Raw genomic sequence first — 25,659 nt, 5'->3', positions numbered from 1 at the left:
AGAATGGGATTAATTTGTAGTGCTCCTATGATGATCAATTAATATGTTTTAATACCAAACCTCACAGGTTTTTGAAACCTATGAGGTTTAGTTTACTATATTTCAGATTAGTAGTAATGAAAAAAGCCTGGATTTCTCCAGGCTTTTATGATATAGATTTTTGTATTTCAGATTAAATGTGAATCACTTCACCGTAAGCAGCAGCAGCAGCTTCCATAATTGCTTCAGAAACTGTTGGGTGCGGGTGAATAGACTTGATGATCTCGTGACCTGTAGTTTCCAGTTTTCTAGCTACCACAGATTCAGCAACCATATCTGTTACTCCTTCACCGATCATGTGGCATCCTAACCACTCACCATATTTAGCATCGAAAATCACTTTGATAAATCCGTCTGTATTTCCGTTTGCAGTTGCTTTACCACTTGCAGAAAGAGGGAATTTACCTACTTTGATTTCGTATCCTTTTTCTTTAGCCTGCTTTTCAGTAAGACCTACAGAAGCTACTTCAGGGTGACAATATGTACATCCAGGGATATTACCATAGTCGATTTTTTCAACGTGCATTCCTTTGATTTTCTCAACGCAAGTGATTCCTTCTGCGGAAGCAACGTGAGCCAATGCCTGAGTTGGGATGATATCTCCAATTGCATAGTAACCCGGTACTGAAGTTTCGTACCATTCGTTTACCAATACTCTTCCTTTGTCTGTCTGGATTCCTACTTCTTCTAATCCGATGTTCTCGATATTAGCAGCAATACCTACAGCAGATAATAAGATATCAGCTTCAAGAGTAATGTTTCCATTAGCTGTTTTTACATTAGCTTTTACTCCTTCACCACTTGTATCAACGCTTTCTACAGAAGCATTGGTCATGATTTCGATCCCCGTTTTTTTCAGAGATTTCTCTAAGTGCTTAGAGATTTCTTCATCTTCTACAGGAACGATATTTGGCATAAATTCAACAACAGTTACTTTAGTTCCCATTGTGTTATAGAAATCAGCAAATTCTACCCCGATCGCTCCAGAACCTACAACGATCATAGATTTTGGCTGCTCAGGAAGAGATAATGCCTGTCTGTATCCGATTACTTTTTTACCATCCTGTGGCAAGTTTGGTAATTCTCTTGAACGAGCTCCTGTAGCAATGATAATATTGTTTCCTGAATATTCAGTTACTTTACCATCCTTATCTGTAACAGAAACTTTTTTTCCTTTCTGTACTTTTGCAGTACCAAGAATTACGTCAATCTTATTCTTTTTCATTAAGAATTCGATTCCTTTGCTCATTTTGCTGGCAACACCACGGCTTCTCTGAATCACATTCGGGAATTCAAAGCTTGCCTCCACTTTATTCAAACCATAATCTTCAGCATGGTTGATATAATGAAAAACCTGAGCAGATTTCAATAAAGCTTTAGTTGGAATACATCCCCAGTTAAGGCAGATTCCTCCTAAGTTTTCCTTCTCGATAATTGCGGTTTTGAAACCCAATTGTGCTGCTCTGATCGCAGTAACATATCCACCAGGACCACTTCCAATGACAATAATATCGTAATTCATTACTTTAAAAATTTTTATGCGAATTTAAGGAAAAATATTGGATGTTTCATGTTTCTGAAAACTGATCTTAAAATGCATTAACAAAGCTATTTTCATTCAATTTAAAGTAAAAAAAGAGAGCACAATACGCACTCTCTTTCAATGTTTTTTATTTTATATTGAAAATTTCTCAAAATTAAAGATATAAAAAACGAGCTTTTAGATTTTAATAACCGCAAGAATTCTGCATTATTTCGCCTTTTGAAGCAATCGTTTTTCAGTTTGAAATCTGTTATTTAAAGCTTTCATCTGATCTCTCTTCATCTGTTTGGTGGCAAGTGGATGATTAAGGATCAGTTTTTTCTCCATATTATATTTTTTGGTAAGCTCTTGCATTTTAATATTAACCAGCTCGGTTTTTGAGGGATGCGGTGGAGCTGGCGGACGTTTCTGAGCAGAAACATTCATAGATAAACCTAATACTAGTAGTGTTGAAATTAATACCTTTTTCATAATGTTCATATTTTTTTTGAATGATTTCAATCAATTCTATATTATTAATTAAATTCATTCTGGTTCATGACAAATCTTGCATATATCATACCAACATTTTTTCATACATTTATTTATCATTTAAATGAGCACTTATGAAAACGTCTGTGAAAAAAAATAATCTTTCCAAAAACAGCATCTGGATGAAAGAACCTGAAGACCATGATTTTCCTGCAGCACAGGATTATCTGGAACTTCTTTTCACGCCGGATGAGGCAAAAAAGAGGGTTGACAAATTAAAGAAAGCACCTACCATCACAAAAAAGTCGAAAGATATTTTAAGAGCCAGTAAGCTTGCCCTGCTTCCGGAGACCAATATTCATGTAAAAGAAAACCTGAAAAAAGTAGAAAAAAACAAGAAACTTTCGCCCATACTACTGGTAAGAGGTCAGAATGAACTGATCATTGCGGACGGCTATCATAGGCTATGTTGCAGCTACTATCTTACTGAGGATCTGGAAGTACCCTGCAGATTGATTTAATTTTTTTATTCATTTTTTTACCACGTCCCCATCTTTAATATTAAAATATATCATTTATTCCTTACGAGGTGAATTTTGCATCATATTTTTTATATTTTTGTTTGAAACCAAATTTTATAAATATGAAAAAATACATCTCAATCCTTTTATTTGGAGCTCTCCCTCTGTCTGCACAAGTGGGCATTAATACTTTAACTCCAAACAGCACCCTCGCCATCAACGGTTCACTAAGAGCCGGATATACCCAGATCACTGCAACAACGTATAGCATTCTGTCTACCGATCATTATATCACTTATAACGGAACAGCAGATGCAACCTTCACACTTCCTGTCATCGGAACGGGAACAACAAGCTATACAGGAAGAATTTATAAAATCAAAAACATCTCTCCTAATGCGATTACGTTACAGGCATCCAGTGGTAATACCTTAAGAATTGACAGCAATCCGGTTGCTTCATTTATAATTCCTACAGGAGCTTATGCTGAAGTGGTCAACAACAGTAATACAACCGGTGGAACATGGGATTTGTCATTTACGGTTCTTCCTAAACCCAGCAACGTAGAAATTTATGGTACACAACTTTTTGTTCCTCCTCATGCGTCAGGAACTGCTCCTGTTGGAGACTGGACCGCTCATGCTAATGCAGGTTATGACACGGGCAGCGCCACTGACAGATGGTGGATCATCAGTAAATCATCAGTAGATTATGCCCATACGGCTTCCTTTACCAATGCAAGCAGAATGACTCTTGTCTATGAATATCAGGGTACTCCTTTTAATGTTTCTAATATGTATCCTATCCTTACCGCAGGGAACAACTCAAGTTTCCCGGATGTATTTACAGCTTCGTTTGTAAGCCTTGCTAATAATGGTACTTCCGGAAGAACCAGACTTACCGTGTCTGTAGCACGTATTGATTTCATGGGAAATAATGGATCTAATAACAGTAACTGGACAGGAACATTCTTACTGAACGTTCTATTAGCCAGAAAATACTAGATATCTTCAACAATATATACGTAAAAAGAGCAGAAATTTCTGCTCTTTTTTATTGTTATAAAACTTCAATATTTTGTTTTAAAGGAAGGTTCTTCGATGAATTACCTACCATAATTCTATATATTCCTTTTTCTACAGCCCACTCCATTTTTTCATTTAAAAACTGCAGTTGTTTTATCGGAATTTCAATAGTGACAGACTTTGATTCTCCAGGCTGTAATTCTATTTTCTGAAATCCTTTCAGCTCAATAACAGGTCTTGAAACGGTAGCCAATAAGTCTTTTACATACAGCTGAACAACTTCACTTCCGGCCTTTGAGCCTGTATTTTTCACATTGACTTTAGCAATAATGGTGTCATTTTCTGAATATTTCGCTTTGTCCAGCTGCAAACCGGAAATTTCAAAGGTCGTGTAACTTAAACCAAACCCAAACGGATACAGAGGTTCACCACTCAGGTCATAGTAATCATTCCCTCTTCCTGTTGGGTGGTGATTATAGGTTAAAGGCAATTGACCTTCCTCCATAGGAAAAGTGATGGGTAATTTTCCGGAAGGATTTTCAACACCGAAAAGAGTCTTTGCTACTGCATTTCCCCCTTCTTCTCCCGGATACCAAACATCCAATATAGCTCCTACTTTATCTTTCCAGGCTATTGTTTTTATGGCTGAACCCCCAACTAAAACCACGGTTGTCGGCTTATTTAATTTTGAAACTTCATGAATAAAAGACTCCTGATTTCCCGGCAAACTCAATGAGGCACGATCCTGAAATTCACCTTCATGAATTCCGGCAGTGACAACAATATAGTCTGCATTTTGAGCAAGATGTAAAGCTTCTTTATAATCTTTCTGGTAATCATGCAGACCATAGTTCCAGATCAGTTCAAGGTTGGCTTCACCACGGTTTTCATGAAATTCAATGGTAATGTCATATTTTTTTCCTTTTACAAAATCTACATGTACTGTTTTTGTGGAGTAGCTTAGTTTTTCCCATTGGTCAATCACTAATTTCCCGTCCAGGTATAATTTAAAACCATCATTTCCGCGCAATCCCAATTGGTAGTTTCCGGAATCCGGAGCTTCCAGTTTCCCTGTCCAGCGGATACTGTAATGATCCGGCTGGAGTTTTTCAGGATCTGGAGAATATAAAGTCCACTTGAAATTGAATTGCTCATCCTGTTTTTCGAAAGCGGGGTCTCCTTTTAAATCGGTATTGGAAAAATAGATTCCTTTTAATCCTTTTTTATTTTCTGAGGATAAATATTCATTAGAAATGGTGGTAAAATCTTTTATATTCCAATCGATTCCTTTTGAATAAATGATTTCTATGTCTTGATTTTTAGTGTAATTTTTAATCCCGTCCAGAATATTTACTTTTTTGTTTCCGGGTCCGGAATAGCCGCCTAATCTTGCATCCAAAGCATCTGTTCCTACTACCAGAATCTTTTTTACATTTCCGGGAACAGGAAGGGTCCCGTTATTATTCTGGAGTAAAACAAAAGACTCTGCAGCCGTTTTTTCTGCTAAAGGTTTATGGTTAAGCTTTTTTAATTCTTCAATCTGCTGAACTGAAACGTATGGATTTTCAAATAATCCTAGCTCAAACTTGGCTCTCAATACTCTTGAAACAGCATCATCAATTCTTTCTTTTGAGATTCTTCCATCTAAAAACGGAGGTATGAATAGTTTATAATGGGTATATTCTGTCTGGAAAATCACATCAAGCCCTGCATTGATCGCCTGTGCAGAAGCATCATCATAATCTTTTGCTGTAAAATGGAGTACATTTGCTCCTCCTACGGCACTCGCATCACTAATGACAAAGCCTTTAAAATTCCAGTCTTTTTTTAATTTTTCCGTCAGTAACCAATGGTTGGCAGTCGAAGGTCTTCCATCCAACAGGTTATAAGAGGTCATCACGGAACGGCTTTTCCCATTTGTAAAGGCATTATTGAATGGTATCAAATGGGTTTCCTCCAAATATCTTTTGCTCCAATGAATGGGGTATGAATCTCTTCCTCCCTCGCCAACATTGGCTAAAAAGTGTTTAGGCGTAGTAATAATTCCCTGATTTTCAAATGAGCTTACAAAATTTACTCCCATTACGGAAGTCAGAAAGGGATCTTCGCCATAGGTTTCCTCTGTTCTTCCCCATCTCACATCGCTGGCAAGGTTTACTACCGGTGTAAGAATTTGACGAATTCCTCTCAATTTTGACTCTTTTGCAATCGCTGTTGAAACTTTGTTCATCAACTCAGGGTTGAAAGTGGCTGCGAGAGCTATTGCCTGTGGAAAAGCAGTTGCTCCTTCCCGAACCAATCCATGTAAAGCTTCATCAAAAGGAATAATGGGAATTCCCAACCTTGATTCCTCCACAAAATATTTTTGAATGGCGTTGATCTTTTTTGCTAATTTTTCAGCATCTTCATTGGCATTGTATTTCAGTAATTGTCCTGCTGCTCCGCCTCCCTGGTTTCCTGCACTTACCTGCAATCCAAAAATCCCATGTGCATATTGGCCTTTGGGAACATGATCCAGATCTCCGGGAATCATAAAACACTGCCAGAATTTTTCTTCAGGTGTCATTCTCTTCAAAAGGTCCTGAACTCTGGCTTCAATGGGCTGTTTTGAATCTTTATACAAAGGTTTTTGAGCAGAAATAAAGACTGAGCTCAACAAGAAAATTCCTATAATTTTAAATCGAAGTTTAAAACACATCTCAAGAATAATTTAGTTTAAAATTTGTTCTTTTACCTTAAAGCAAAAGAACCAAAAGTTCAAGAATTGGAACGCTCATATAAAAATGAGTCACAAATTCAACTATTGCATTATTTGAACTACAGTTGAATATTTTAACTGAGTTCTTTCTTTAGGTAAATTAATTTCAATTGAATTTCCTGATTTTTTCCATTGAATTTTGTTTGATAACCCTAAAACTTTCAAAGATTTTGGTTTAAAATTATCAGGAATTGTAAAACTTAATGTTGATGGAGACTCATAATTTGATTTTTCATCTAAGTGAAAAATATTCACTGTTTTCCCATCTTTGCTTTGCGTATAATAAAAATTTCCTTCGTGATATGGCGCAATAGCACGGGTTGCAAAAACAGCAGATTGATTTTTATCCATCCAACCGGAAATCTGCTGTAATCTTTCATATACGATGGCATCATAATCTCCATTGGGACCGGGAGCAATATTCATCAGGTAGTTTCCTCCTCTTGAGATGATCTTTACCAGGGTTTCTATGATCTTTTGGGAGGTTTTATAATGGTCATTGGGAACGTAGGAAAAGGAATCTCCCATTGTGATACAGCTTTCCCAAGGGATAGAAAGAGCGTGTTCCGGAACGGCCTGCTCCGGGGTAACATAGTTTTCCCATTTCCCCGGAACGGTACGGTCTACAATAATGATCCCGGGCTGATTTTTTCTCGCCATTGTTCCTATTTTATCCATATCAATATCTTGCTCTACTTTGATGGTACGCTGCCATTCTACTTTCGGATCTATGGTGTGAAAAGGACGCACCCAGCCTCCATCCAGCCAAAGAATATCCACTTTACCGTAATTGGAAGTGATCTCATTCAGCTGATTGAAGGTGAATTTTTTAAAATTCTCCCATCTTTCCGGATATTTTTTAGGATCATAATTAACATTTCTGTCTTTTGGTGGAAAGTAAGACCACCAATAGTCATCGGAATGCCAATCCGGTTTTGAGAAATAAGCCCCTATTTTAAAACCTTCTTTCCGAAAGGTATTGAAAATCTCTTTCGTGACATCTGATTTTGGATTCTTTGAAAATGGGGTTTTAGAAGAAGTAATCTTATAATCTGATTGTTGAGTATCAAACATCGCAAAACCATCGTGATGTTTGGTGGTAAAAACCACATATTTCATTCCTGCTTTTTTTACAGCATCAGCCCATTTTTGAGGATTGAATTGAGTTGGATTGAAAGTTGTCTGAAGGTTTTCATAATTCTTTACATATTCGTCATAAGATTTTCCGTGTTCGGGCTTTCTCTGTGTCCACGATTCATCTTCAGGGCATAGGCTCCAGCTTTCAACAATCCCCCACTGGCTGTAGGTTCCCCAATGCATAAAAAGTCCGAATTTCATATCCTGCCATTGGTCCAGATTCTGCACAACAAGTGGATCTGTGGGTTTCTGATATCCATCGGATACATTGTGGGCTTGTGAAAATACCACTGAACTGATAAGAAGGGATGAAAGGAAAAAAGGTTTTATTTTGGGTATAACCAGCATATGGAATAGTTTTCCGCTAATTTAATTATCCTTTGGGATATCCGCAAACATTAGGATTCCAAGAGATTAAGAATAGCCTCATCAAATCCGGGATATGAAAACTTAAATCCGCTTTTTATAAGTCTTTCAGGGTAAACATTTCGGCTTTTTAAAAGGAGTTCAGTTTCTGTTTTCAGAAATAGGGAGGCTATTTCCAACTGCCAGACAGCAGCATTGAGTCCAAAAGGTGCTTTTAATTCTTTTCTCAATTTTCTCATCATCGTTTCATTAGAAACCGGGCCTGGAGCAGTGATATTAATGGTTCCTGAAATATTTTCATTTTGAATGATCCAGTCTATTGCTTTGCAAAAATCATCGATATGAATCCAGCTTACCATTTGGTTTCCTCTCCCCTGCTTTCCTCCCAGTCCCAGTTTTGTAACCGTTTTCAATTTTGGGAAAGCGCCACCATTATTCCCAAGAACAATTGAAGTACGAAGGGCAACTTTTCTTATTTCAGCATTTTTGATCTTAAAAAATTCCTGCTCCCAACTTTTGCAGATATTCATAGAAAAATCATCTCCGATAATTCCGTTTTCTTCTGTATTCAGATGTTTTTCAGCGTGAACATAAATGGTTGCAGAGCTGGCATTCAGCCAGATTTTTGGTTTTCCAGAACACTGATCGACTGCTTTTTGCAAAATTTTTGTACTGTCAATTCTTGAAGAATAGATTTCCTGTTTATTTTTCTCGTGATACCTACAGTCTACAGATTTCCCTGTGAGGTTGATCAGAACATCTGCTTTTTCGAGACTGTTTTTCCATTCGCCTATTGTTTTAGCATCCCAATAGATTTCGTTTTTACGCTGGGGGTTACGGGTAAGAATATACACCTCGTTTCCTTTTTCTGTAAAATATTTTTCTAAGTTTTCGCCGAGAAATCCGGTTCCACCTGCTATGATTATTTTCATTGTTTTTAAATTTAAGAAATTAGCCCACTGATCGCACAGATTTTCACAGATTTTTGTGGTAAGAGTTTTGTATTTATGATTTTTTTATTTTTAGCTGATGTAATTTTTCGTTTTTACTTCAATTTCTGAGCCTTCTGCCAACATAACAGAAATTGGGTTTTGATGATTCAGGCACTCAAAATCATTTCCATAGATCTTTTGAAAATCGATTTCTAGCTGGTGGTCTTTTACGGTATAAAATTCCCATTTTGGGTGGCATACTTCATATTCTGAGGTTGTATTTTCTTTTTTGGTAAAGCCAAAATAATGTTCCGTGATGAATTCAAACTCTGAATTTTCTTCCATTGGCCTTGTTCTATTTTCTGCCATAATCTGAATAGAATGCCAGCTTTTATCTTTCCATGAATAGCGAATCAGCAGTTCATCTTCTTTCTCCTGAATCAGATTTTTCATCGGCATGGTGTGGTAATTTTCTTTGTATACAGAGTTCGCTACCAGGCTTAATGCAGGTTTCGGAACAATTTCCTTGATGAATACCACCCCTCTTTTCCAAACTCCATTTTCCTTTTTCCTGACATAAAATCTTAGGTTCACTTCTTCAAAATTCCGGTGAAAAGGGATGGGTAGTCCTAACAGTTTGGTATTTAAAAACATGAATCCTACCAGGCTTATATAGCATTTGTCATTATAAAAATCGAGTTCTGTACCTTTGGGCAGGTATGCTGATAATAGATCAGGGTTGATCTCGTAATTGATGATGGCTAATTTTCGCCATTCTGCTTTTAAAAAGTTCATAATGATGTGTTTTTAGATTAAAAAATAGCAACCCCTTCCTTCATAGAAGATTCTGCAACGGTCTTTATCAACTGATTTCTTTCCAGCAGGAAGTTTTTGAGATATCCGTTGAGAAAAATGGCATTAAATAGTTTTCCTATGATGCCCAGCGGAGATTCAAATTCAAAAATGTCTGTCATCAGCGTTTTCCCATTCACGGATTTAAAAATATGGCGGTGACGCATAGATTTGAAAGCTCCTTCCTGCATTACATCGATAAATTGAACAGGTTTTTCCATATTGACAATTTTTGTGGTCAGGGTCTGATAGACTCCCAGATGTTTTGCTCTCCAGGTGACCGTTTCATTTTCTTCAATCAATCCTGATGTACGTCCTGCAATGGCTTTTTCATCAGTTTTTGAAGTTGACTGCTGATGAAGATCAATATTCCTTGCCAGATCGAAGACATAGTGAATATCTGCATTGATTACGGTATTTAAATAGATTCTTGACATTTTTAAAAGGTTTGTTTTTTGTTTAATTCTGGCAGCTTTTTGTCTATTCTTTCTGCAAGCTCTGGGAGTTTTATGGTTGGCACCGCAGGAAAAAGATGGTGTTCCATATGATAAAACATGCTGAAACTCAATTTATTTTTCCAGAATCCTCGCTGTGTTCTGGCAATATCAGGATGCTCGTGGGTATCGTGATGAACAGTCCACACGGCAAAAAATGCCATCAGAAATTCACCAAAAACCATTATGAGGACGTGATACATCAGGAAATAAATTTGAAAATAAAACACTACTGCTATAAGAATGGCTATAGATGCGAGCTCTAACATCATATTCTTCCGATAGGTTTTATTGGCTTTTTTTAAAGTGATCCAATGAATCAGAAACATATGTTTGGGGCCATATAGAATGGCTTGATACCATTTCATAGAAGCTGATTTACCTTCATAATCTTCTTCTGAAAGACAAAATTTATGATGTCTCAGGTGATTGAATTTTACGGCGTGAATAGAGGCCATCATGGTAAGGCTGTTAAGATATAAAGACAACCATGTCAACCTTTTTCCGGTTCCCAATGAATTGTGAAAGCCGTTATGTACCTGTCTCAATGCAGTGAGGAAATAAAAACCGGAGAACGGCAATGCTAATCCATAGTATCCTTTATATGCTAAAAACAGGGAAATAAAAAGCCATGGCAGACTGATGTTATTTTCAATCAGTATTTCCTTTGGAGAGAGTTTCTTTAGGTCTTTCCACTCTATGGTTCTGATAATTTCAAGATGATTCATGTTTTAATTTTTTAAATGGTTGTCAGAATGATAATAACGAGCGCTGTTATTCTAAACAATATCCATGAAATGGTAGGAAGAAAATTCAGTTTTAGTATTCTGCATCTTCTTATATGTTCCAGAAACATGATCAACACTACAATTCCAAAGTATATCATATAAAAAACAGATGTAAAACTGGTTATCAAAGCAGGAATTAAAAGTAAAGTCCCAATCAGAGAAACAGTCATCATGTTTCCTAGATAATCCCAGATCTTGTCTTTGACATACGTTTTTAAAAAGATGGTCTGCCAAAGGATCTGACCGAGACAAACTGCAAATTCTCTCAGGAAATTCTTTTCCAAATTCAAATTCAGTTTTCCGGAAAACTCACTTAAGATATAGGCTGAAAAAATAACCACAAAACTGATGTATGCTACTCTGTATTTCAGGTTAAAATCCGGTACACAGGATTGGTCTGTATAGTCTTTTTTAGATGGAATAATTTGTTTCCGGTTATAAGAAACGAAGGAATACAACTTTTTGAAAAACCAATACAAAGGTTTTGTTCCTGCAATTTTTGCCAACAACGGAAAAGAGTTTCCAATGATGAGAAGCAGACTGTCTAATCCATATACAACTTCATTTTTGCTGTGATCTACCAGTGCAATTTCATTTTTCGCCCTGTTAAAGTCTATCAGATCTTTATTTTTCAATGACATTTCTGTAAATGCTTCTCTTCCATCTTCATCCAACATTCCGCATGCTGTGAAACCTTTGGAATACAGATTACACATGGGGCATTCATTGTCGTAGATCAACGTGTGATTTTTGAGCGTTTTCATAATAATGATTTATAGGGTTCATACGTGTTGTAACAATCATACACATAGAGAATGGCCATTATCGGTGTATAGAACAATGCCAGAATCAGGAAAATTCCCATGAGAGCCATTGTGAATTCATTATAAATTTTTTGGTCAACCAAAAGCAGACATATCCAGACCGGCATTACGGTTAAACCATAGACTCTGAATTCGGATGACTGTTTTAATTTTAAAAACAGTCTGATCAGATAGCTTATTAATTGTACTCCTCCCACAACAAAGTAAAATTCAATAAATTTCCAATCCTTGTATCGCATCACTGCACCCACAATGCAGACTATGAGAATGATTAATTGAATAAAGTAATCGTATTTTGTAAATGTCTTCATGGCAGGTATTGTTTACAGTGATCCTTTTCCTCTGAAATAAATAATCAGGAATAAATGAATGATTAAATTTTTCATAATTATTATTAATTTAAAATTTTCAGTAATTTTTGAAATATCGTTTCAAATAAAAAACTAGTCTCTTTTTACGTGAAGAATTTCTACCAGATCCAAATATCTTTTGTGTGAAATGATAGACAGCCTGTTCTTGATAAATTGGATTTTCAAATCTTCCAGACTCTCATTTTTGTTGATATAATGAAAGAGTTTTCCAAACTCGCTTCCAAAAAGTTTTGAAACCAGAATTTCAATATACCATTTTACACAAGTGAATCTCCATACTGTTTTGGGTTTTACAAATTCTACAATGATTATTTCTCCTTTTTCGTCAATAATCTTTGATAGTTTATCTGCAAAAATCTTTTTCTTATCTTCCTCTATCGTCTTTGTACCGTAAGAACACAAGATAATATCCATAGAACGGTCCGGAATATGACTTTCAAAAAAATCATCCTGAATTTGTTTTACAAAGAGTTTCTTTTTAAATGTTGAAGACAGTTTCAGATTCATTGCTGAAGAAAAATCCAGAGTGACAATTTCTGTATTTTCATTATGCAGCTGAAGGAATTTCAGGTTTTCTCCCTGTCCGCTCATCAGATCAAGAACTCTTTTATCTCCGTAACTTTTCACCTTTTGGACTGCCATTTTTCTGAACAGCCTGGTAAACCCTAAAGATGCTATTTCGTTGATATAGTATCTGGGCTGTATACGGTCAAAATATTGCTGTAGATCATTCATTTTCAGATTGTGTTTTTATAGATTGTAATACATGGCTTTGCATTTTATCAATGATATAGCCAGACCATTTTTTCCAGTACCAGGTAGGTGCTATTTTGTAGCTGTATTTTGTTTTTGCAATTATTTTTGTTTTATTTTCTGACAGTTTGTCTAAAGTAATTTCACCATACTTCACGATAAAATAATCATGTAAATGCTTAGCATCAATTTCTTCATACGGTGTTATCTCTTTCATTGGAACAGTTTGATTTTCAAGAGAGAATTTTACTTTTTTATTTTCTATAAACTCGTCGATATTAAGTTGTAGTTCATCATTATTGGTCTGGCAGCTATACCCTAATTTTCCGTTTTTATCTACTAGTTTTATATTCTTTGGATAGCTGACTCCTTTTTCAAACAGGATAAAATCAGGTGCATTGAAATTGATTTGTGTATTTAAAAGTTTCCATACTTTATCACTGGAAGAATTCACAATCATTTCTGTAGTAATAGTCTCCTCAATAGGTTTTGTATAGGTATCAAAAATATAAGATGCCGGATTGATAAAAAGGATAAATACCATAACACTTCCGGTATGTCTTTTTTCATCAAGACCCCCAATAATAAAACCAATCGTAAAACCCACAAACATGGCAAAGCCAATAAATGGGATAGCCATAATAATGCAAATAGCTCCTTCTGTTCCGGCTGCTATCAAGATCACAGAGAAAATGACTAATCCTAATGCTATTTTGAAGATGGTCTTCAAAACATTCATGAATCCAATTCTTTTAAAATACTTTACATATCCGATAATAAATCCAATAGAAACCGGAATGGTAAAGAACATTGTGACTCCATACTCACCTTTGGAAACCAGAAAAAACCATACTGCAACAATTAAAACAACAGTCAAAAAGAGACTTAAATAGAGGTGTTTTTTTAAAAAATTCTTCATGATATTATAAGTTTTATATTTTCAGTAATTTTTGAAAGTTAAATCGAAATAAAAAAGGATTTTCATCCAGATTTATTTTTTATTGCAGCTTATTCTTTTTCAGATAATCCTTCAGCGTATACCAGGTGGAAAATTCACATGTACCGTCATAAATGGTATCTGATTTCCCTTTATGATAGAAAATATACTTATCTCTTGTGGTACAACCACCATCTTTAGGAATTTCCCTTATCCTATTTTCCGTTTTTACAAAATATGCCCATACTGCTTTATCTATAGGCTTCAAACTCCCGTTTTTTTGACGGAGAAAGTATTTTCTTTCTTTGTTAATGATGATAATTGAATCTTTATCCTCATGAAAACATCCTATAGATTGAAATACCAATTTTGCTTCTGAGTCTTTTAGATTTTCAAAAATTGATTTTTCATTTTTCTTTATTAAAAGATCAGGGTTGATACCTATTCTGTATGTTTTGGAATCATCTACTTTGATCTCTTTCTTTATTTCTTCTCCAAAAATACTTTCATAAACAAATGAGTATTTTCCTTCTTTTAAACTATCCAACTTTATATGGGCATCTAAGAAAGGGACAAACTCTTTAGGCTCTAAAATTTTGAATATCTTCTCGTCTTTATAGATTTCAATTTTATACAAATAATGATGCTTATTATCATACTGATCTAAATTTTCTATATGAATATCAAAATTTGCATTCACATTTTTCTGACAGCTTATTACCAAACTTAAAACACCTAATAACAGAAGATTTTTCATTTTAGAAAATTTATTTCAACAAATTAGTAATCTTTCCTACCAGCCAGTGATCATCACTTTTGATCGCCAGATCCATAATATTGTTGATTTTTCCGGTTACAGAACTGAAATCATTCATCAGCTTGATAAATTCCTGAGCTTCTTCTGAATCTTTATCTTCAATATTCTTCAGCTCTTCCAGGAAAGAAATTACAGGCTCTATTTCTCTCTTTCTGCGTTCCTTCGTAATTTGTTTGAATAGATACCAGACATCTTTTTCTGCTACGAAATATTCTTTACGGTCGCCTTTTACAAATTCTTTTTTCACGATTCCCCAGTCTATCAGAGCACGAAGATTCATATTGGCATTCCCTCTTGAAATCTCCAACTGCTCCATGACCTCATCTGTAGAAAGTGGTCTGCCAGTTGCCAAAAGCAGTGCATGCACCTGTGCCATCGTACGGTTGATTCCCCAATTGGTAGCAAAGGTTCCCCAGGTTTGAATGTATTTTTCTTTTGCTTCTGAAAGTTGCATTTTCTATTTCTTTTAGATTTCTATAGCAAATGTAATTATATTTTTTGAATTTTCAATAATTTTTGAAAATTAATTTTTAGAAGGTTTTATTGATATTTATTTTTGCTGCCCTAGTATTTTTGTTTTACCTCTTTTCAGAAGTCATTCCAAGCTTGGCTTCTCCTTTTCCACGAATTCATTCTTTCTTCCAGCCAGATTATTTTCATCCTTGTCAAGGTTTTAAACCTTGACAAGGATGAAAATTAAAATTAAGGTTCAATATGGGTTGTTATTCCTTGATTCCAGTACTTTGCTTCCGGCATATAGTACAGATATACATTGCTTGATTTTCCGGTATAAGTGCCTGCAAATTCAACTTTGAGATCAAGATTGATTGTTTTTGTTTCCTCAGCATTGAAATGTTCCCAGTATAAAACCAGATAGTTGTCAAAGATTTCATAATAAGAAACCTGTTTTTTATCAATCAGATCTTTCAGTAATGCATTTTGAAGGGTCAATCCTGCAGGAATCCCAATTTTTGCAATTGTCATGGGAAGCTGGCCATTTATTTTGTTTTTAATGGTAATCGTCATTCTGCTGGTCTCTCCTACTTTTGATATTCCGGATTTCAGCTTTGTTTCCATGGTAAGAGGAATATCTTTGCTTTCCGGTGCCTGGAGTGTATGATATTGATATTCCAGCTTATAAGGAAGTCCATTTTGAGTTGGATAATGAATACTGATATTATTTTCTCCAGCTTTAAATGCAGATGAAAAACTCATCATAGGTGAAGTTTGCGCCTGATTAATTTTGATGACAGGTTTTTCAGTTCCATATAATTTTTCATTTTTAGAGAAAAATTCTGAAAGAGTTTGTATTGCCAAAGTTGTTGCCTGGGTAGAACCGAACCCATAATATCCATTGAAATTGATCAGCTGATCTGCTGCTTCGGCAATTTTCAATACATTGAGTTTTTCATTTTTCTGAAGCGCCATCATGTACAATGAAAGTGTTTCTGCTTCAGCAGAACGTCCCCAAGATCCTGTAAATGTAATTTTGGATTTTGTATTCTTTGCTTCATACTGCTGGTCCAGAATCTTCATCAGATCATCATATTCTTTTTGCTTTCCAAGATTCGCGGCCGCATTGGCAAGCAAAGCCAGCTGATAAGTATCTTTTGTAGCCAAAGCTCTTTTCATTGTTACTTTAAAAGAATCTTCTATTTCACTTTTAAAGCCCAATTTGGATAAGGCATAGATAATGTACATATTTTTTGACCATAAATGTTCCGAATAGGTATCTTTTGATTCATACCCTCTTCTTACTTCGAATAAGCCGTTTGTATTCTTTTTGGATAAAATAAATGAAGAAAGTCCCTGCATCAATTTAACATCCGGATGTACGTATTTTTTTAAATATGTAAATTCCAGTAATGCAAATGCAGAAAGTGCCACATCTGATTCTTCGGAACTGAAATATCCGAAACCACCATCTTTATTTTTATAGCTCAACATCTTCTGAAAACCTTTTTTCATATTCTTAATGATCTGATTTTCCGTTGTGGTATTTATTTTTTTACTTGACTTTAAGTAATCCAGTATAAAAATATTAGGATATATCGTTGAGGAAAGCTGTTCAAAACATCCGTAAGGTTCTTTCTTCAGCTGTTCAATATCTGCAAACATCTGTAAAGCAGTATTTTCAAATACATAATAGTAAGAATGCAGACTTCCATTGATATATTCCGGAATATTGATCTTCAGATCTTCTGTTTTATTATTGATGATGGAAAACTGATGCGGAAACCCTTTTTCTTCTACTTTAAACGGAAGAATCATGGTTTCTCTGAAATCTCCGGATCTTACTGAAAACTGAATATCAGAATTCACGATCTCATCAGTCTGTATTTTGACAAATAATCTTCCTGATTCTAATGGTTTCAGGGTTATCAAACTATCAGAATGGATCAGTTTTACATGATTGGGAACTATCACATCCATGGTCATTTTACGGGTTTCAGAAGAATTATTTTTAATCACCACAGGAATCGTCATCTGATCCGTTCTCGTCAGATACTGTGGGATTTTAGCATCCAGTGAAATAAGGCTCTGTGCAGCATAGGTTGTTTCATCTCTTCCTAAAAGCCCAGTAGCAGAAATACCTTCTGTCATCACTCTAAAAGTAGAATTGGCATCTGAATTATAAAACTCTACTTTTGCCTTTCCGTTTTTATCGGTTTCCACTACCGGATTCCAATAAAGCGCTTCTCTGTAATCAAATCGGTAGGAAGTGTTGGTGGTTTCATATTCCGGATAAGCAAATTCTCTTGTCCCGGCGTATGATGTAAGCCTTCCATATGGCACAGCTTCTACAGCAATATAAGATTTTGGGGTGATATCCCATTTAATTTGCGAACTTCCATTTTTATACGAATTAATAATCACCACTCCATTTGAAGCCCTGCTTCCGTAAATAGCGGTAGCAGCAGCATCTTTCAGAACGGTAATACTGTTGATATCATTAGGGTTGATCGTTGTATTGAAATTTTCTACGGGTGTTCCGTCAACGATAAATAATGGATTTTTGTTGCTAATAGAGGCTTCTCCTCTTATTCTGATCTGTGCATTTGCGCCAGCCTGCCCAACTGGGGTTACCATTACTCCGGCAGCTCTTCCATTTAATAATGAAGTTACATTGGGATTCTGAATTTCTATGGAAGATGTTATTATAGTAGATGCCAACGTACTTTTATTCCTGGCCATTGAACTGTACCCTAATACAACGACTTCTTCAATACTTTTATTTTTAATGGTATCGGTTCTTGAGTAAACGGGTTTACTCACCCGGTTGGTATTGTTTTTATTTTCTTTTATTACTTCTTCTTTTTTTTCAGCTTCTTTTACAATCTCTTCCACATCTATATTGGAGAGTTTTTGTTTTTCCAAAGGATTTACATCCAGATTATAAGATAAGATGTTGATTTTAAGTTTCTGTTTAGGCTGATAGGACTTTGCAATAATTTTGTATGAATTTCCTGCATTTAAATCCGAAAAATAAAACTTCCCGTTTTCCGCAACTGTTTGTTTAAGAATCTTTTTATCATTTGTGCCTACAAGGAAAACATCAGCTTTCACTGTTTTTTTGTTCTCATCTTCCACTACACCATAAATGGTATTCTTCTTTTCGGGAAGATATTTGTATTTATTGGTCTTCAGAACTTCGGGAATCGGTTCGAAGTATCTATAGCCGTTCGTCAACATAACAAGATCTAAGCTTTTATTGGCTTTTTCTTCTTTTTTATCGAAATAAAACTGAGGTTTTTCAATTTTCCCTTTCAGTTCAGAGTCCATAAGAAGCCAGGAGATGATGTGATTCTGTTTGTCATCAGCATACGTCCAAAGCCTATCATCTACTACACTCAGGCCGAGATTGGCAGGGATGGGTTTGTTATTTTCATCGGTCGTTTCAATATTCAGAATTACTTTTTCTCTGGGCAGATAATGCTTTTTTATGGGCTTAACTGTTATATTCATTTGATTCACTTTATTGGTGAATACAATACGTTCTGCAAGAGGAAGATTGTTTTCCAGCACTGTGAATCTACAGATTCCCACCGGGAAATCTTTCTCCTCAATTTCTAATGAATTGCCCCCGATTTTTAACGGAAAAACTTTGCTGTATACTTCTTTTCCGCGGAAGCTTCCTTTCAACGTAATGGTTTTCTCCTGAGTTGAGGTGATGGTAAAGTTCAGTTTCTTATTTTCATTTTGAACATTTAAAACTACTCCTTCATTTTTTGCGACCGGGAAATTAAAAGTCTGGGCTATATTTTCCGGCTTTACAACTTTTGCATAGTAGGTTTCTCCTTTTTTAGGGGTAAAATGGAAGCTTCCCATACCAAAATTATAAGCAGAAATTTCTTTTATCTTTTCATGATTCTGATTGTAAACCGCTAAAACAGCATCTACAGGCTTTTCAAACTCATCAAGAATTTTAAAAGCTATATTTTGCTCTATTCCATTAATGAAAGTTCCTCCTTCAGGTAAGAATTTCACATCCAGATTATTCAGAACAATGGGAATATTTCTGGAAATAGATTCTGTAAATCCGTCAAAATTCACCTTAATGTTTAAAAGAGCGTCAGAGGATTTCAAAACTTCAGGAAGCTTAAAAGTCAATAGCTTTTTACCTTCTTTATCTGTAATCAATTTCCCCTCTGAAATGGTTTCTCCATCGTGCATTACTGTATAATCCGCTTCATAAAAAGGAATCGGAAGGCTGCTCAGGCTTCTCATTGAAAAATCGGCCGTTACCTCATCTCCCGGTCCATATCCTTTTTTAGGAAAATCAAGCTTCATTAAAATCCTTGGGGAAACAATTTTCTGCAGGGTAATCTCTTTTTCAAAGGTATTTTTTCCTTCTTCATTCTGCATCCAGTTGGTAAAAGCCCTGATTTTATAAATCCCACCTTTCATGTCTTCATCAAAGTAGAAATAACCTTGTGCATATCCATTGGTAATTTCATATTTCAATTTTTTCACAACACTTCCTGCCGGATCAATGATTTCAAAATTAACAACCCTGCTGTCTTCTGCCGGAAGGTTATTATTTCCTTTTACCACGTATATTTTAAAATACATTCCCTCACCAGGTTTATAAAAAACATGATTGGTCTGAATGTAGGCCTTTTCTTTTTCAAAATCCTGAAATGATTGTTGAGCTTTTAGAGAAATCGTTGACAACAATAAGCTCAGCAGGATGATATAGTTTGATATAAATTTGAAATTCATAGGTTAAAATCTAAGTGAAACAACGCATCCAAAAGTTTTAAAAGACGGAAGGTTGAAAAAATCCAGTCCTCTTCCGTTGTCCATATCATAAAAATTCTGATTGGGATCTGCTCCTTTATTAGCCTGCCAGAGCATTATATTATTCACATAAAAAGTCAGTCTGAGATTTTGTTTTCCATAGTTGATCGGAAAATTGGAAGACAATGAAATATTGTTGATTCTTATATAATCTGCCTTTTGAATATAATTTTCAGCCACCCCCAGATAGCCATATCTTGACCATCTGTTTTCCTGAACATTCCGGTTGGGATCATAGAAATCTACAGGAATCTGGTTGACAGTTCCATTGGCGTGCACCCCCTGGAAAACATAATTTTTGATATTTCTTTCTTCACCCGAATCGTCAGAACGTCCGTAATAATCGAGAACAGCCTGTGTTCCGTTCCAGAGGTGACCACCTTTTTTCCATTCCCAATTGATATCTAGGGAAAAGTTTTTATAAACAAAATTATGATTGAATTTCATCACAAAATCCGGTGTGGGATCTGCAATTATTTTCATTCCGTCTGCTTTTTTGGGGAATCCGAACTCATCAATAATCAATTGTCCGGCTGCATTCCTTTCAAAATAACTTCCCATTACAGCGCCCAAAGCCTGCCCTTCCGACAATGTTTTATAAATATCTTTGAATCCTGATACTGCCAGATTCTGATATCCGGGAGCTACCCTATCTACAATATCTCTATATTTGAAAAAGGAAATTTTTTGGGTTGTATATGCATCATATCCCAGTCGTAACCGTTCATAAGTAAAATTGAATTCATATCCACTGTAGGTGTGATCTCCTATATTCTTTAGCTTCAATTGATTATTTTCAAAAACAGGAAATATATCGTCTGTATTTTTTTTATTGAAATACTCTCCGTCTACACTTATGTTATAGCCAAGATTCAGTTTAGCTCCTATTTTCCATTCTTTAGTATTGATATTGGATAAACCTCTGAAACTTTCCACTTCCTGTACCGGAAAATATTGATGATAGTTTTCTGCCTTCAGTAATGTTGTAGCATATGACGCATATGACCTTGTAATATCCGGTTCGGAGCTTAAGTGTGTATAGCTTCCCAATAGTTTAAAACTGTAATTATCCCAATCAAAAATATCATTGAATTTGACATAGAAGTTAGTTCTTGGCAGCCAATAGCTATTTTTAAGAGAGGTATTAGAGATGTAAAATGAATTTCCGAGGTTAAAACCTGCTTCAAAGTCATAATCCTGGATGTTCATATTATAATTAAAGATATGATCCTGTGAAGTTCTTTGATAGAGATACTTTTGGTTGACAAAACTATTATAAACATCTGATTTTCTATCGTTTAAAATAAAGTTCAGGCTGAATGTATTTCTAAAGTCATCATCTCCCAATGTATACGTTCCCAATACATTAGAGTGGTACAAACTGTTATTTTGAATCCTTTCATTAAAAGCTCCGCTGCTGAAGCCATAAGTAGAAGGTTTATACTGATCCCAATTCCTGATATTGTCATTTTCATAAGACTGATTGAGATTCAATCTAAAATCTCCCCATGCTTTAACAAGATTAAGGCTAAACTGTCTTTGTCTGTTCTGATATCGGTATTTGCTATCCTGTTCAAAAAGGAATGAAGGGTTGTCTGCATATTTACTGTAACTTCTCTGTAAGCCGTTGTTCAGAAAGGTATTTTGCTTATTTGAAAAAGAAATGGGAGTTAGCAATGAACTCTGATAGGCTCTGTTGAACAGCCCTATTCTATTGGTATTGGTTGCTTTATCTTCTTCGTAATTAAACGCAAGATTTATAAGATATCCTGAAAAATTTGTATTCAGCTTTGCTTTAAAGGTATTGGCAATATCAAACTGATCTATGAAATATGTCTGGTTCTTTTGCTGTCCCAAGTTAAAAGAAAGACGAATTTTCTCATCATATCCTTCTTTTATAAAAGCACTTATGTTCAATTGATTATTGTAACCAACCGTAGTTTTAAAAAGGGTATTATTATATTTTTGTGCATGCTGAAGGCCATCAATCCAGGGTATTAATTTTCCGTTCTGATCGTATTCATAAGGCAATCCATTAAACCCCAGTGTAGAAATATCCGGTCCGAAACTGAACATTTCATTGGTTTCAGGGCCTTTCCAGATAAGGTTCCCGTTTTCAGATCTTCCCTGTGTATACTTATTTTGAGTCCCCGGAATGGCATTTCTGCTTTTAATATCAACCGATGTGGTAAAGGTTCCATTCAGCAACAATGTTTTTTGATTGATACTTTTTAAGTTGTAAATACTGTCATTCTTCCGCCTTAATTTTCTTATTTCATGAAAATAGGTATAGGACTTTTTACTCAAACGGGTCTTCGTCTTTTCAATGCTGAATTCATCTTTAGTTTCTTTTGAAACCAGACTGTCATAAGCTTTACTGTAAATATTGTCTACACTTTTCTTTGCCGTCTGATTTTCAAGAATTGATTTTAATTCCCTTACTTCATAGGTAGCAACAACATGAATGTTTTTACCCTGATTCCATACGAGCGTATCATAAGGCTTGGCAGCGATAATTGCAAATCCTTTGTCATCAGTAAGTTCAAAAATTCCACTGTTTTTATTATGAACTTTTAAAAAATTCTGTGCTTTATCTTTAGATGTTAAAAATTTTCCGGAATAATATAATTGTGAATTTTGTGCCTGTAAAACGGTAATGGTAAATGGCAATAACAGCAGATAATTCTTTTTCATCAGTGATTAGTATGCTTAAAAATATGAAAAAAGAAATTTCCGGGGAAATTTCTTTTTTACAGATTATTTTTGAATTGTTTTATAGCTCTCTATCAGCCTTATGAATTCTGACCGGTACCCTTCTTCATCTTTACTTTTGCCCTGTTTAGCAAGATTTTCAATGTCAGAAAGGTCTTTCTTTGTAATCAGTTCTGAATTTCTTAATACCAAACCGAACCACGCTACTGAAGAAGCAAATTTAAAATCCGGACTTGCAGAAGATATTCTGTTATCAACATTTTTAATCACCTGGCTTATTTCTCGGCTGGAGTCTCCATCAGGCTTTTTATATCTGAATTTTATCGTTGCCAGCTCATCTCCAAATTCTTTTGATGAAGTATTCTGAGTATATTTCAGGGTGCTTTCTTTAGGAACGAAGTCCGATTTTACATCTACTGGAATCACCTCATACAAAGCAGTAACGGTATGTCCGCTTCCCAGTTCCCCGGCATCTATTTTATCATTTGCAAAGTCCTCATTTTTTAGTTTTCTATTCTCATAACCGATCAGGCGGTATGATTTTATGTATTCCGGATTAAATTCAATCTGAATTTTCACATCCTTGGCGATGGCATACATATTTCCTGCAAATTCTTTTCCTAAAAACTTATTGGCTTCCTGCATATTATCAATATATGCGTAATTCCCATTTCCTTTATCTGCAAGAGTTTCCAGCGTATTATCTTTATAATTGCCCATTCCAAAACCTAAGCAAGTAAGGAAAACGCCTGATTTTCTTTTATCTTCAATTAAGGTTTTAAGATCTGACGTTGAAGACGTTCCTACATTGAAATCTCCGTCTGTTGCGATAATGACACGGTTATTTCCATCTTTCACAAAATTTTCCTGTGCCAGTTTATAGGCAAGCTCAATTCCTGCTCCTCCTGCTGTGCTTCCACCGGCCTGAAGATGATCCAATGCCTCAATAATTTTTTCTTTTTCTCCTGCGGAAGTAGGTGGTAAAACCATTCCTGCACTTCCTGCATAGACCACAATCCCAACTTTATCTTTAGGTCTGAGCTTATTCAGCAGCACTTTAAAGGAAGATTTCAATAACGGTAATTTATTTTCTTCATTCATTGAGCCTGAAACATCAATCAGAAACACAAAGTTGGATGCAGGCAGTTTATCCATTGGAAGATTTTTTCCCTGAAGACCTATTTTAAGCAGTTTATGCTTAGGGTTCCATGGCGAGTCATTGTATTCTGTGTTGATCGAGAAAGGGTCTCCTTTTTTAGGCTGAGGGTAATCATATTTAAAGTAATTAACCATTTCTTCAATTCTTACTGCATTTTTATCGACTGCCTGTCCGTTATTGATCATTCTTCTCACATTGGAATAAGAAGCATTATCAACATCAATAGAGAAGGTAGATAAAGGCTGGCTTTGCGTGAGCTCAAAAGGATTTTCAACAAACGCATCATAGCTTTCATTATTTTGAGGAACCGGTGCAATCTGCTGTTGTTTATTGAGTTCCTCCTGCAGCTTTTTCATTTTTCTTCTTTCTCTTCTTGAAAGATCTTTGGTGGTTACCACAATCACCCCATTTGCCGCCTTACTTCCATAAATTGCTGTAGCAGAAGCTCCTTTTAAAACATTGATACTTTCAATTTTATTAGGATCTAATTTTCTAAGTTCCTCCTCTGCTCTTACGATCCCATTAAGAACAAACAAAGCTTTATTTTCTGCTTTTATAGAAGCAGCGCCTCTAATCATCAGCTGATTGTTATTAATATATCCCGGAGCGATGTTACTACTACCCGGATTTCCTCCCGATTTATCGACTTTAATTCCTGCAACAGCCCCCTGCAATGAAGAATAAACGGTAGCCTGTGGTAAGTTACTGATAGAACTACTTGTAACGGTATTGGATGCTGTCACCTCCTTTCTTCTAACTACTTTTGAATATCCCACCACTACAACTTCATCAATACTTTGCGTTTTTAAAGTATCATTATATATTTGGGGCAAAGATGCTGTTATTCTATCAGGAGCTTGTACTGGCGGTAAATTGCAGGTAGGTGGAGATTTGTATACATCTATTCCTACAATCGATGAAGGTTGATTCGGTAAAGGAAGAGGTACAGATCCAGGTAATTCTTCTTTTCTGATATTCTCTTTTATAGTACGGTCTATTTTTGCAATATCTGTTTTGTTAATCGGGCCTCTTGACGTTGTATTCTCTACTATTACAGGTTTTAAAGGTTCGGCAGCTTCTTTTTTATTGATAAAATAAAAAGCCCCCAGACCAATCACCAAACTTGCAGCAATACCATACGGCAGCCAAAGAGGAATCATTCTCTTTTTCTCTTCTTTTTTATCTAATTTTTCTTCAATTTTTTCCCATACTTTTTCAAAACCAGGAAAAACTGTTGGTTCTTCTGAAAGCTTAGAGGCTTCATTGAATTGTTGATCTATATGATTATTTTCCATTGTTGTAAAAGTTTAAATGTTTTGATTCACTAAAAGTTCCTGTAGCTTCTTTCTTGCAAAATTGAGCTGGGATTTTGAAGTTCCTTCACTGATGGAAAGCATGGTAGCAATTTCCTTATGAGGATATCCTTCAATAGCGAAAAGATTAAAGATTGCTCTGCAGCCTTCCGGGAGAAAATTCAGCAGACTCAGAATATCTTTTTCCAGGGATAGGCTATCTGTAGTCCCTTCAGAATGATCAATAAAGTTTTCTTCAAGGGAAATAAACAGTCCTTTGTGGGTTCTTAATTTCTGCAGGCATTCGTTCACCGCAATTTTTCTGGCCCATGCTTCAAAGGTTTCAGGATTCTGAAGCTGGGTGATTTTCGTGAAGATTTTATAGAACGTATCAGCCAATACTTCTTCTATATCTTCATCGTTTTTCAAATAGCGTCTGCAGACTGAGTAAAGCCTGCCCGCCATTTTCTCGTAAACTTTCCGCTGTGCATTGCGGTCGCTACGCTGGCATTCCAATAATAATTCTTGTTCCATAGTCAGGAGTTATAATAGTATAGATGCCGAAAC

Annotated in this window: 20 protein-coding genes; 2 read left to right on the top strand and 18 right to left on the bottom strand. The window is 35.5% G+C overall.

Going from position 1 to position 25,659, the window contains the following annotated elements:
- Positions 1-172: 172 nt before the first annotated feature.
- Complete coding sequence (lpdA, locus tag C1634_RS05600) at positions 173-1,561, bottom strand: dihydrolipoyl dehydrogenase (RefSeq protein WP_103233333.1); 1,389 nt, start codon at positions 1,559-1,561, stop codon at positions 173-175.
- A gap of 228 nt (positions 1,562-1,789) precedes the next feature.
- Positions 1,790-2,053 carry a hypothetical protein gene (locus C1634_RS05595; RefSeq protein WP_228409993.1) on the bottom strand — a complete coding sequence of 88 codons (264 nt, stop codon included), beginning with the start codon at positions 2,051-2,053 and terminating at the stop codon, positions 1,790-1,792.
- A 134-nt stretch (positions 2,054-2,187) separates the two neighbouring features.
- On the opposite strand from C1634_RS05595, the gene C1634_RS05590 reads away from it, so the two are divergent.
- A complete protein-coding gene (locus C1634_RS05590) occupies positions 2,188-2,574 on the top strand; it encodes a hypothetical protein (RefSeq protein WP_103233335.1) in 387 nt (128 codons plus the stop codon).
- 122 nt (positions 2,575-2,696) lie between these two features.
- Entirely contained in the window at positions 2,697-3,578 is an 882-nt protein-coding gene (locus C1634_RS05585; protein ID WP_103233336.1) for a hypothetical protein, read from the top strand.
- Positions 3,579-3,633: 55 nt separating this feature from the next.
- Here C1634_RS05585 and C1634_RS05580 read toward each other — a convergent pair whose 3' ends face one another.
- The 16 genes from C1634_RS05580 to C1634_RS05505 form a co-directional block, all read right to left on the bottom strand.
- Positions 3,634-6,297 (bottom strand): beta-glucosidase, encoded by a 2,664-nt coding sequence (locus tag C1634_RS05580; RefSeq protein ID WP_103233337.1) that lies wholly within the window; start codon positions 6,295-6,297, stop codon positions 3,634-3,636.
- A gap of 102 nt (positions 6,298-6,399) precedes the next feature.
- Entirely contained in the window at positions 6,400-7,842 is a 1,443-nt protein-coding gene (locus C1634_RS05575; RefSeq protein ID WP_109738021.1) for an alpha-L-fucosidase, read from the bottom strand.
- 50 nt (positions 7,843-7,892) lie between these two features.
- Positions 7,893-8,792 (bottom strand): TIGR01777 family oxidoreductase, encoded by a 900-nt coding sequence (locus C1634_RS05570; RefSeq protein ID WP_103232503.1) that lies wholly within the window; start codon positions 8,790-8,792, stop codon positions 7,893-7,895.
- Positions 8,793-8,882: 90 nt separating this feature from the next.
- The gene (locus C1634_RS05565; protein WP_103232504.1) at positions 8,883-9,587 is read right to left on the bottom strand and encodes a YqjF family protein; all 705 of its coding nucleotides are present in this window, start codon (positions 9,585-9,587) and stop codon (positions 8,883-8,885) included.
- 17 nt (positions 9,588-9,604) lie between these two features.
- A complete protein-coding gene (locus tag C1634_RS05560; protein WP_103232505.1) occupies positions 9,605-10,081 on the bottom strand; it encodes an SRPBCC family protein in 477 nt (158 codons plus the stop codon).
- Positions 10,082-10,083: 2 nt separating this feature from the next.
- Positions 10,084-10,866: a fatty acid desaturase family protein gene (locus C1634_RS05555; RefSeq protein ID WP_103232506.1), complete on the bottom strand. Its 783-nt coding sequence runs from the start codon at positions 10,864-10,866 to the stop codon at positions 10,084-10,086.
- Positions 10,867-10,877: 11 nt separating this feature from the next.
- Positions 10,878-11,690 carry a thiol-disulfide oxidoreductase DCC family protein gene (locus C1634_RS05550; protein ID WP_103232507.1) on the bottom strand — a complete coding sequence of 271 codons (813 nt, stop codon included), beginning with the start codon at positions 11,688-11,690 and terminating at the stop codon, positions 10,878-10,880.
- A complete protein-coding gene (locus tag C1634_RS05545) occupies positions 11,687-12,061 on the bottom strand; it encodes a hypothetical protein (protein ID WP_123921384.1) in 375 nt (124 codons plus the stop codon). Before C1634_RS05545 ends, C1634_RS05550 begins: the two co-directional genes overlap by 4 nt.
- Positions 12,062-12,193: 132 nt before the next feature.
- Positions 12,194-12,856: a class I SAM-dependent methyltransferase gene (locus tag C1634_RS05540; RefSeq protein WP_103232509.1), complete on the bottom strand. Its 663-nt coding sequence runs from the start codon at positions 12,854-12,856 to the stop codon at positions 12,194-12,196.
- Positions 12,849-13,793 (bottom strand): hypothetical protein, encoded by a 945-nt coding sequence (locus C1634_RS05535; protein WP_109738019.1) that lies wholly within the window; start codon positions 13,791-13,793, stop codon positions 12,849-12,851. Before C1634_RS05535 ends, C1634_RS05540 begins: the two co-directional genes overlap by 8 nt.
- A gap of 79 nt (positions 13,794-13,872) precedes the next feature.
- A complete protein-coding gene (locus C1634_RS05530) occupies positions 13,873-14,568 on the bottom strand; it encodes a hypothetical protein (RefSeq protein ID WP_103232511.1) in 696 nt (231 codons plus the stop codon).
- Between the two features lie 10 nt (positions 14,569-14,578).
- Positions 14,579-15,082, bottom strand: coding sequence for a GbsR/MarR family transcriptional regulator (locus tag C1634_RS05525; protein WP_103232512.1), 504 nt, complete (start codon positions 15,080-15,082; stop codon positions 14,579-14,581).
- A 248-nt stretch (positions 15,083-15,330) separates the two neighbouring features.
- On the bottom strand, positions 15,331-19,851 hold the full coding sequence (locus C1634_RS05520) for a TonB-dependent receptor plug domain-containing protein (protein WP_109738018.1): 4,521 nt from the start codon (positions 19,849-19,851) through the stop codon (positions 15,331-15,333).
- Positions 19,852-19,854: 3 nt separating this feature from the next.
- A complete protein-coding gene (locus tag C1634_RS05515) occupies positions 19,855-22,623 on the bottom strand; it encodes a TonB-dependent receptor (RefSeq protein WP_103232514.1) in 2,769 nt (922 codons plus the stop codon).
- 63 nt (positions 22,624-22,686) lie between these two features.
- Complete coding sequence (locus tag C1634_RS05510; RefSeq protein WP_103232515.1) at positions 22,687-25,095, bottom strand: vWA domain-containing protein; 2,409 nt, start codon at positions 25,093-25,095, stop codon at positions 22,687-22,689.
- A 12-nt stretch (positions 25,096-25,107) separates the two neighbouring features.
- Positions 25,108-25,626: an RNA polymerase sigma factor gene (locus C1634_RS05505; protein WP_103232516.1), complete on the bottom strand. Its 519-nt coding sequence runs from the start codon at positions 25,624-25,626 to the stop codon at positions 25,108-25,110.
- Positions 25,627-25,659: the final 33 nt, after the last annotated feature.

Source organism: Chryseobacterium viscerum (genome assembly GCF_002899945.2).
GTDB classification, from domain to species: Bacteria; Bacteroidota; Bacteroidia; order Flavobacteriales; family Weeksellaceae; genus Chryseobacterium; species Chryseobacterium viscerum.
This window is presented reverse-complemented; position numbering and strand designations above follow the sequence as displayed.

Excerpts from the sequence above, each read along its gene's own strand:
- C1634_RS05570 (WP_103232503.1), bottom strand. The coding sequence starts at position 8,792 with ATGAAAATAATCATAGCAGGTGGAACCGGATTTCTCGGCGAAAACTTA.
- C1634_RS05505 (WP_103232516.1), bottom strand. The coding sequence starts at position 25,626 with ATGGAACAAGAATTATTATTGGAATGCCAGCGTAGCGACCGCAATGCA.
- C1634_RS05565 (WP_103232504.1), bottom strand. The coding sequence starts at position 9,587 with ATGAACTTTTTAAAAGCAGAATGGCGAAAATTAGCCATCATCAATTAC.
- C1634_RS05540 (WP_103232509.1), bottom strand. The coding sequence starts at position 12,856 with ATGAATGATCTACAGCAATATTTTGACCGTATACAGCCCAGATACTAT.
- C1634_RS05585 (WP_103233336.1), top strand. The coding sequence starts at position 2,697 with ATGAAAAAATACATCTCAATCCTTTTATTTGGAGCTCTCCCTCTGTCT.
- C1634_RS05545 (WP_123921384.1), bottom strand. The coding sequence starts at position 12,061 with ATGAAGACATTTACAAAATACGATTACTTTATTCAATTAATCATTCTC.
- lpdA (WP_103233333.1), bottom strand. The coding sequence starts at position 1,561 with ATGAATTACGATATTATTGTCATTGGAAGTGGTCCTGGTGGATATGTT.
- C1634_RS05520 (WP_109738018.1), bottom strand. The coding sequence starts at position 19,851 with ATGAATTTCAAATTTATATCAAACTATATCATCCTGCTGAGCTTATTG.
- C1634_RS05510 (WP_103232515.1), bottom strand. The coding sequence starts at position 25,095 with ATGGAAAATAATCATATAGATCAACAATTCAATGAAGCCTCTAAGCTT.
- C1634_RS05535 (WP_109738019.1), bottom strand. The coding sequence starts at position 13,793 with ATGAAGAATTTTTTAAAAAAACACCTCTATTTAAGTCTCTTTTTGACT.
- C1634_RS05530 (WP_103232511.1), bottom strand. The coding sequence starts at position 14,568 with ATGAAAAATCTTCTGTTATTAGGTGTTTTAAGTTTGGTAATAAGCTGT.
- C1634_RS05575 (WP_109738021.1), bottom strand. The coding sequence starts at position 7,842 with ATGCTGGTTATACCCAAAATAAAACCTTTTTTCCTTTCATCCCTTCTT.
- C1634_RS05580 (WP_103233337.1), bottom strand. The coding sequence starts at position 6,297 with ATGTGTTTTAAACTTCGATTTAAAATTATAGGAATTTTCTTGTTGAGC.
- C1634_RS05590 (WP_103233335.1), top strand. The coding sequence starts at position 2,188 with ATGAAAACGTCTGTGAAAAAAAATAATCTTTCCAAAAACAGCATCTGG.
- C1634_RS05555 (WP_103232506.1), bottom strand. The coding sequence starts at position 10,866 with ATGAATCATCTTGAAATTATCAGAACCATAGAGTGGAAAGACCTAAAG.
- C1634_RS05560 (WP_103232505.1), bottom strand. The coding sequence starts at position 10,081 with ATGTCAAGAATCTATTTAAATACCGTAATCAATGCAGATATTCACTAT.
- C1634_RS05595 (WP_228409993.1), bottom strand. The coding sequence starts at position 2,053 with ATGAAAAAGGTATTAATTTCAACACTACTAGTATTAGGTTTATCTATG.
- C1634_RS05525 (WP_103232512.1), bottom strand. The coding sequence starts at position 15,082 with ATGCAACTTTCAGAAGCAAAAGAAAAATACATTCAAACCTGGGGAACC.
- C1634_RS05550 (WP_103232507.1), bottom strand. The coding sequence starts at position 11,690 with ATGAAAACGCTCAAAAATCACACGTTGATCTACGACAATGAATGCCCC.
- C1634_RS05515 (WP_103232514.1), bottom strand. The coding sequence starts at position 22,623 with ATGAAAAAGAATTATCTGCTGTTATTGCCATTTACCATTACCGTTTTA.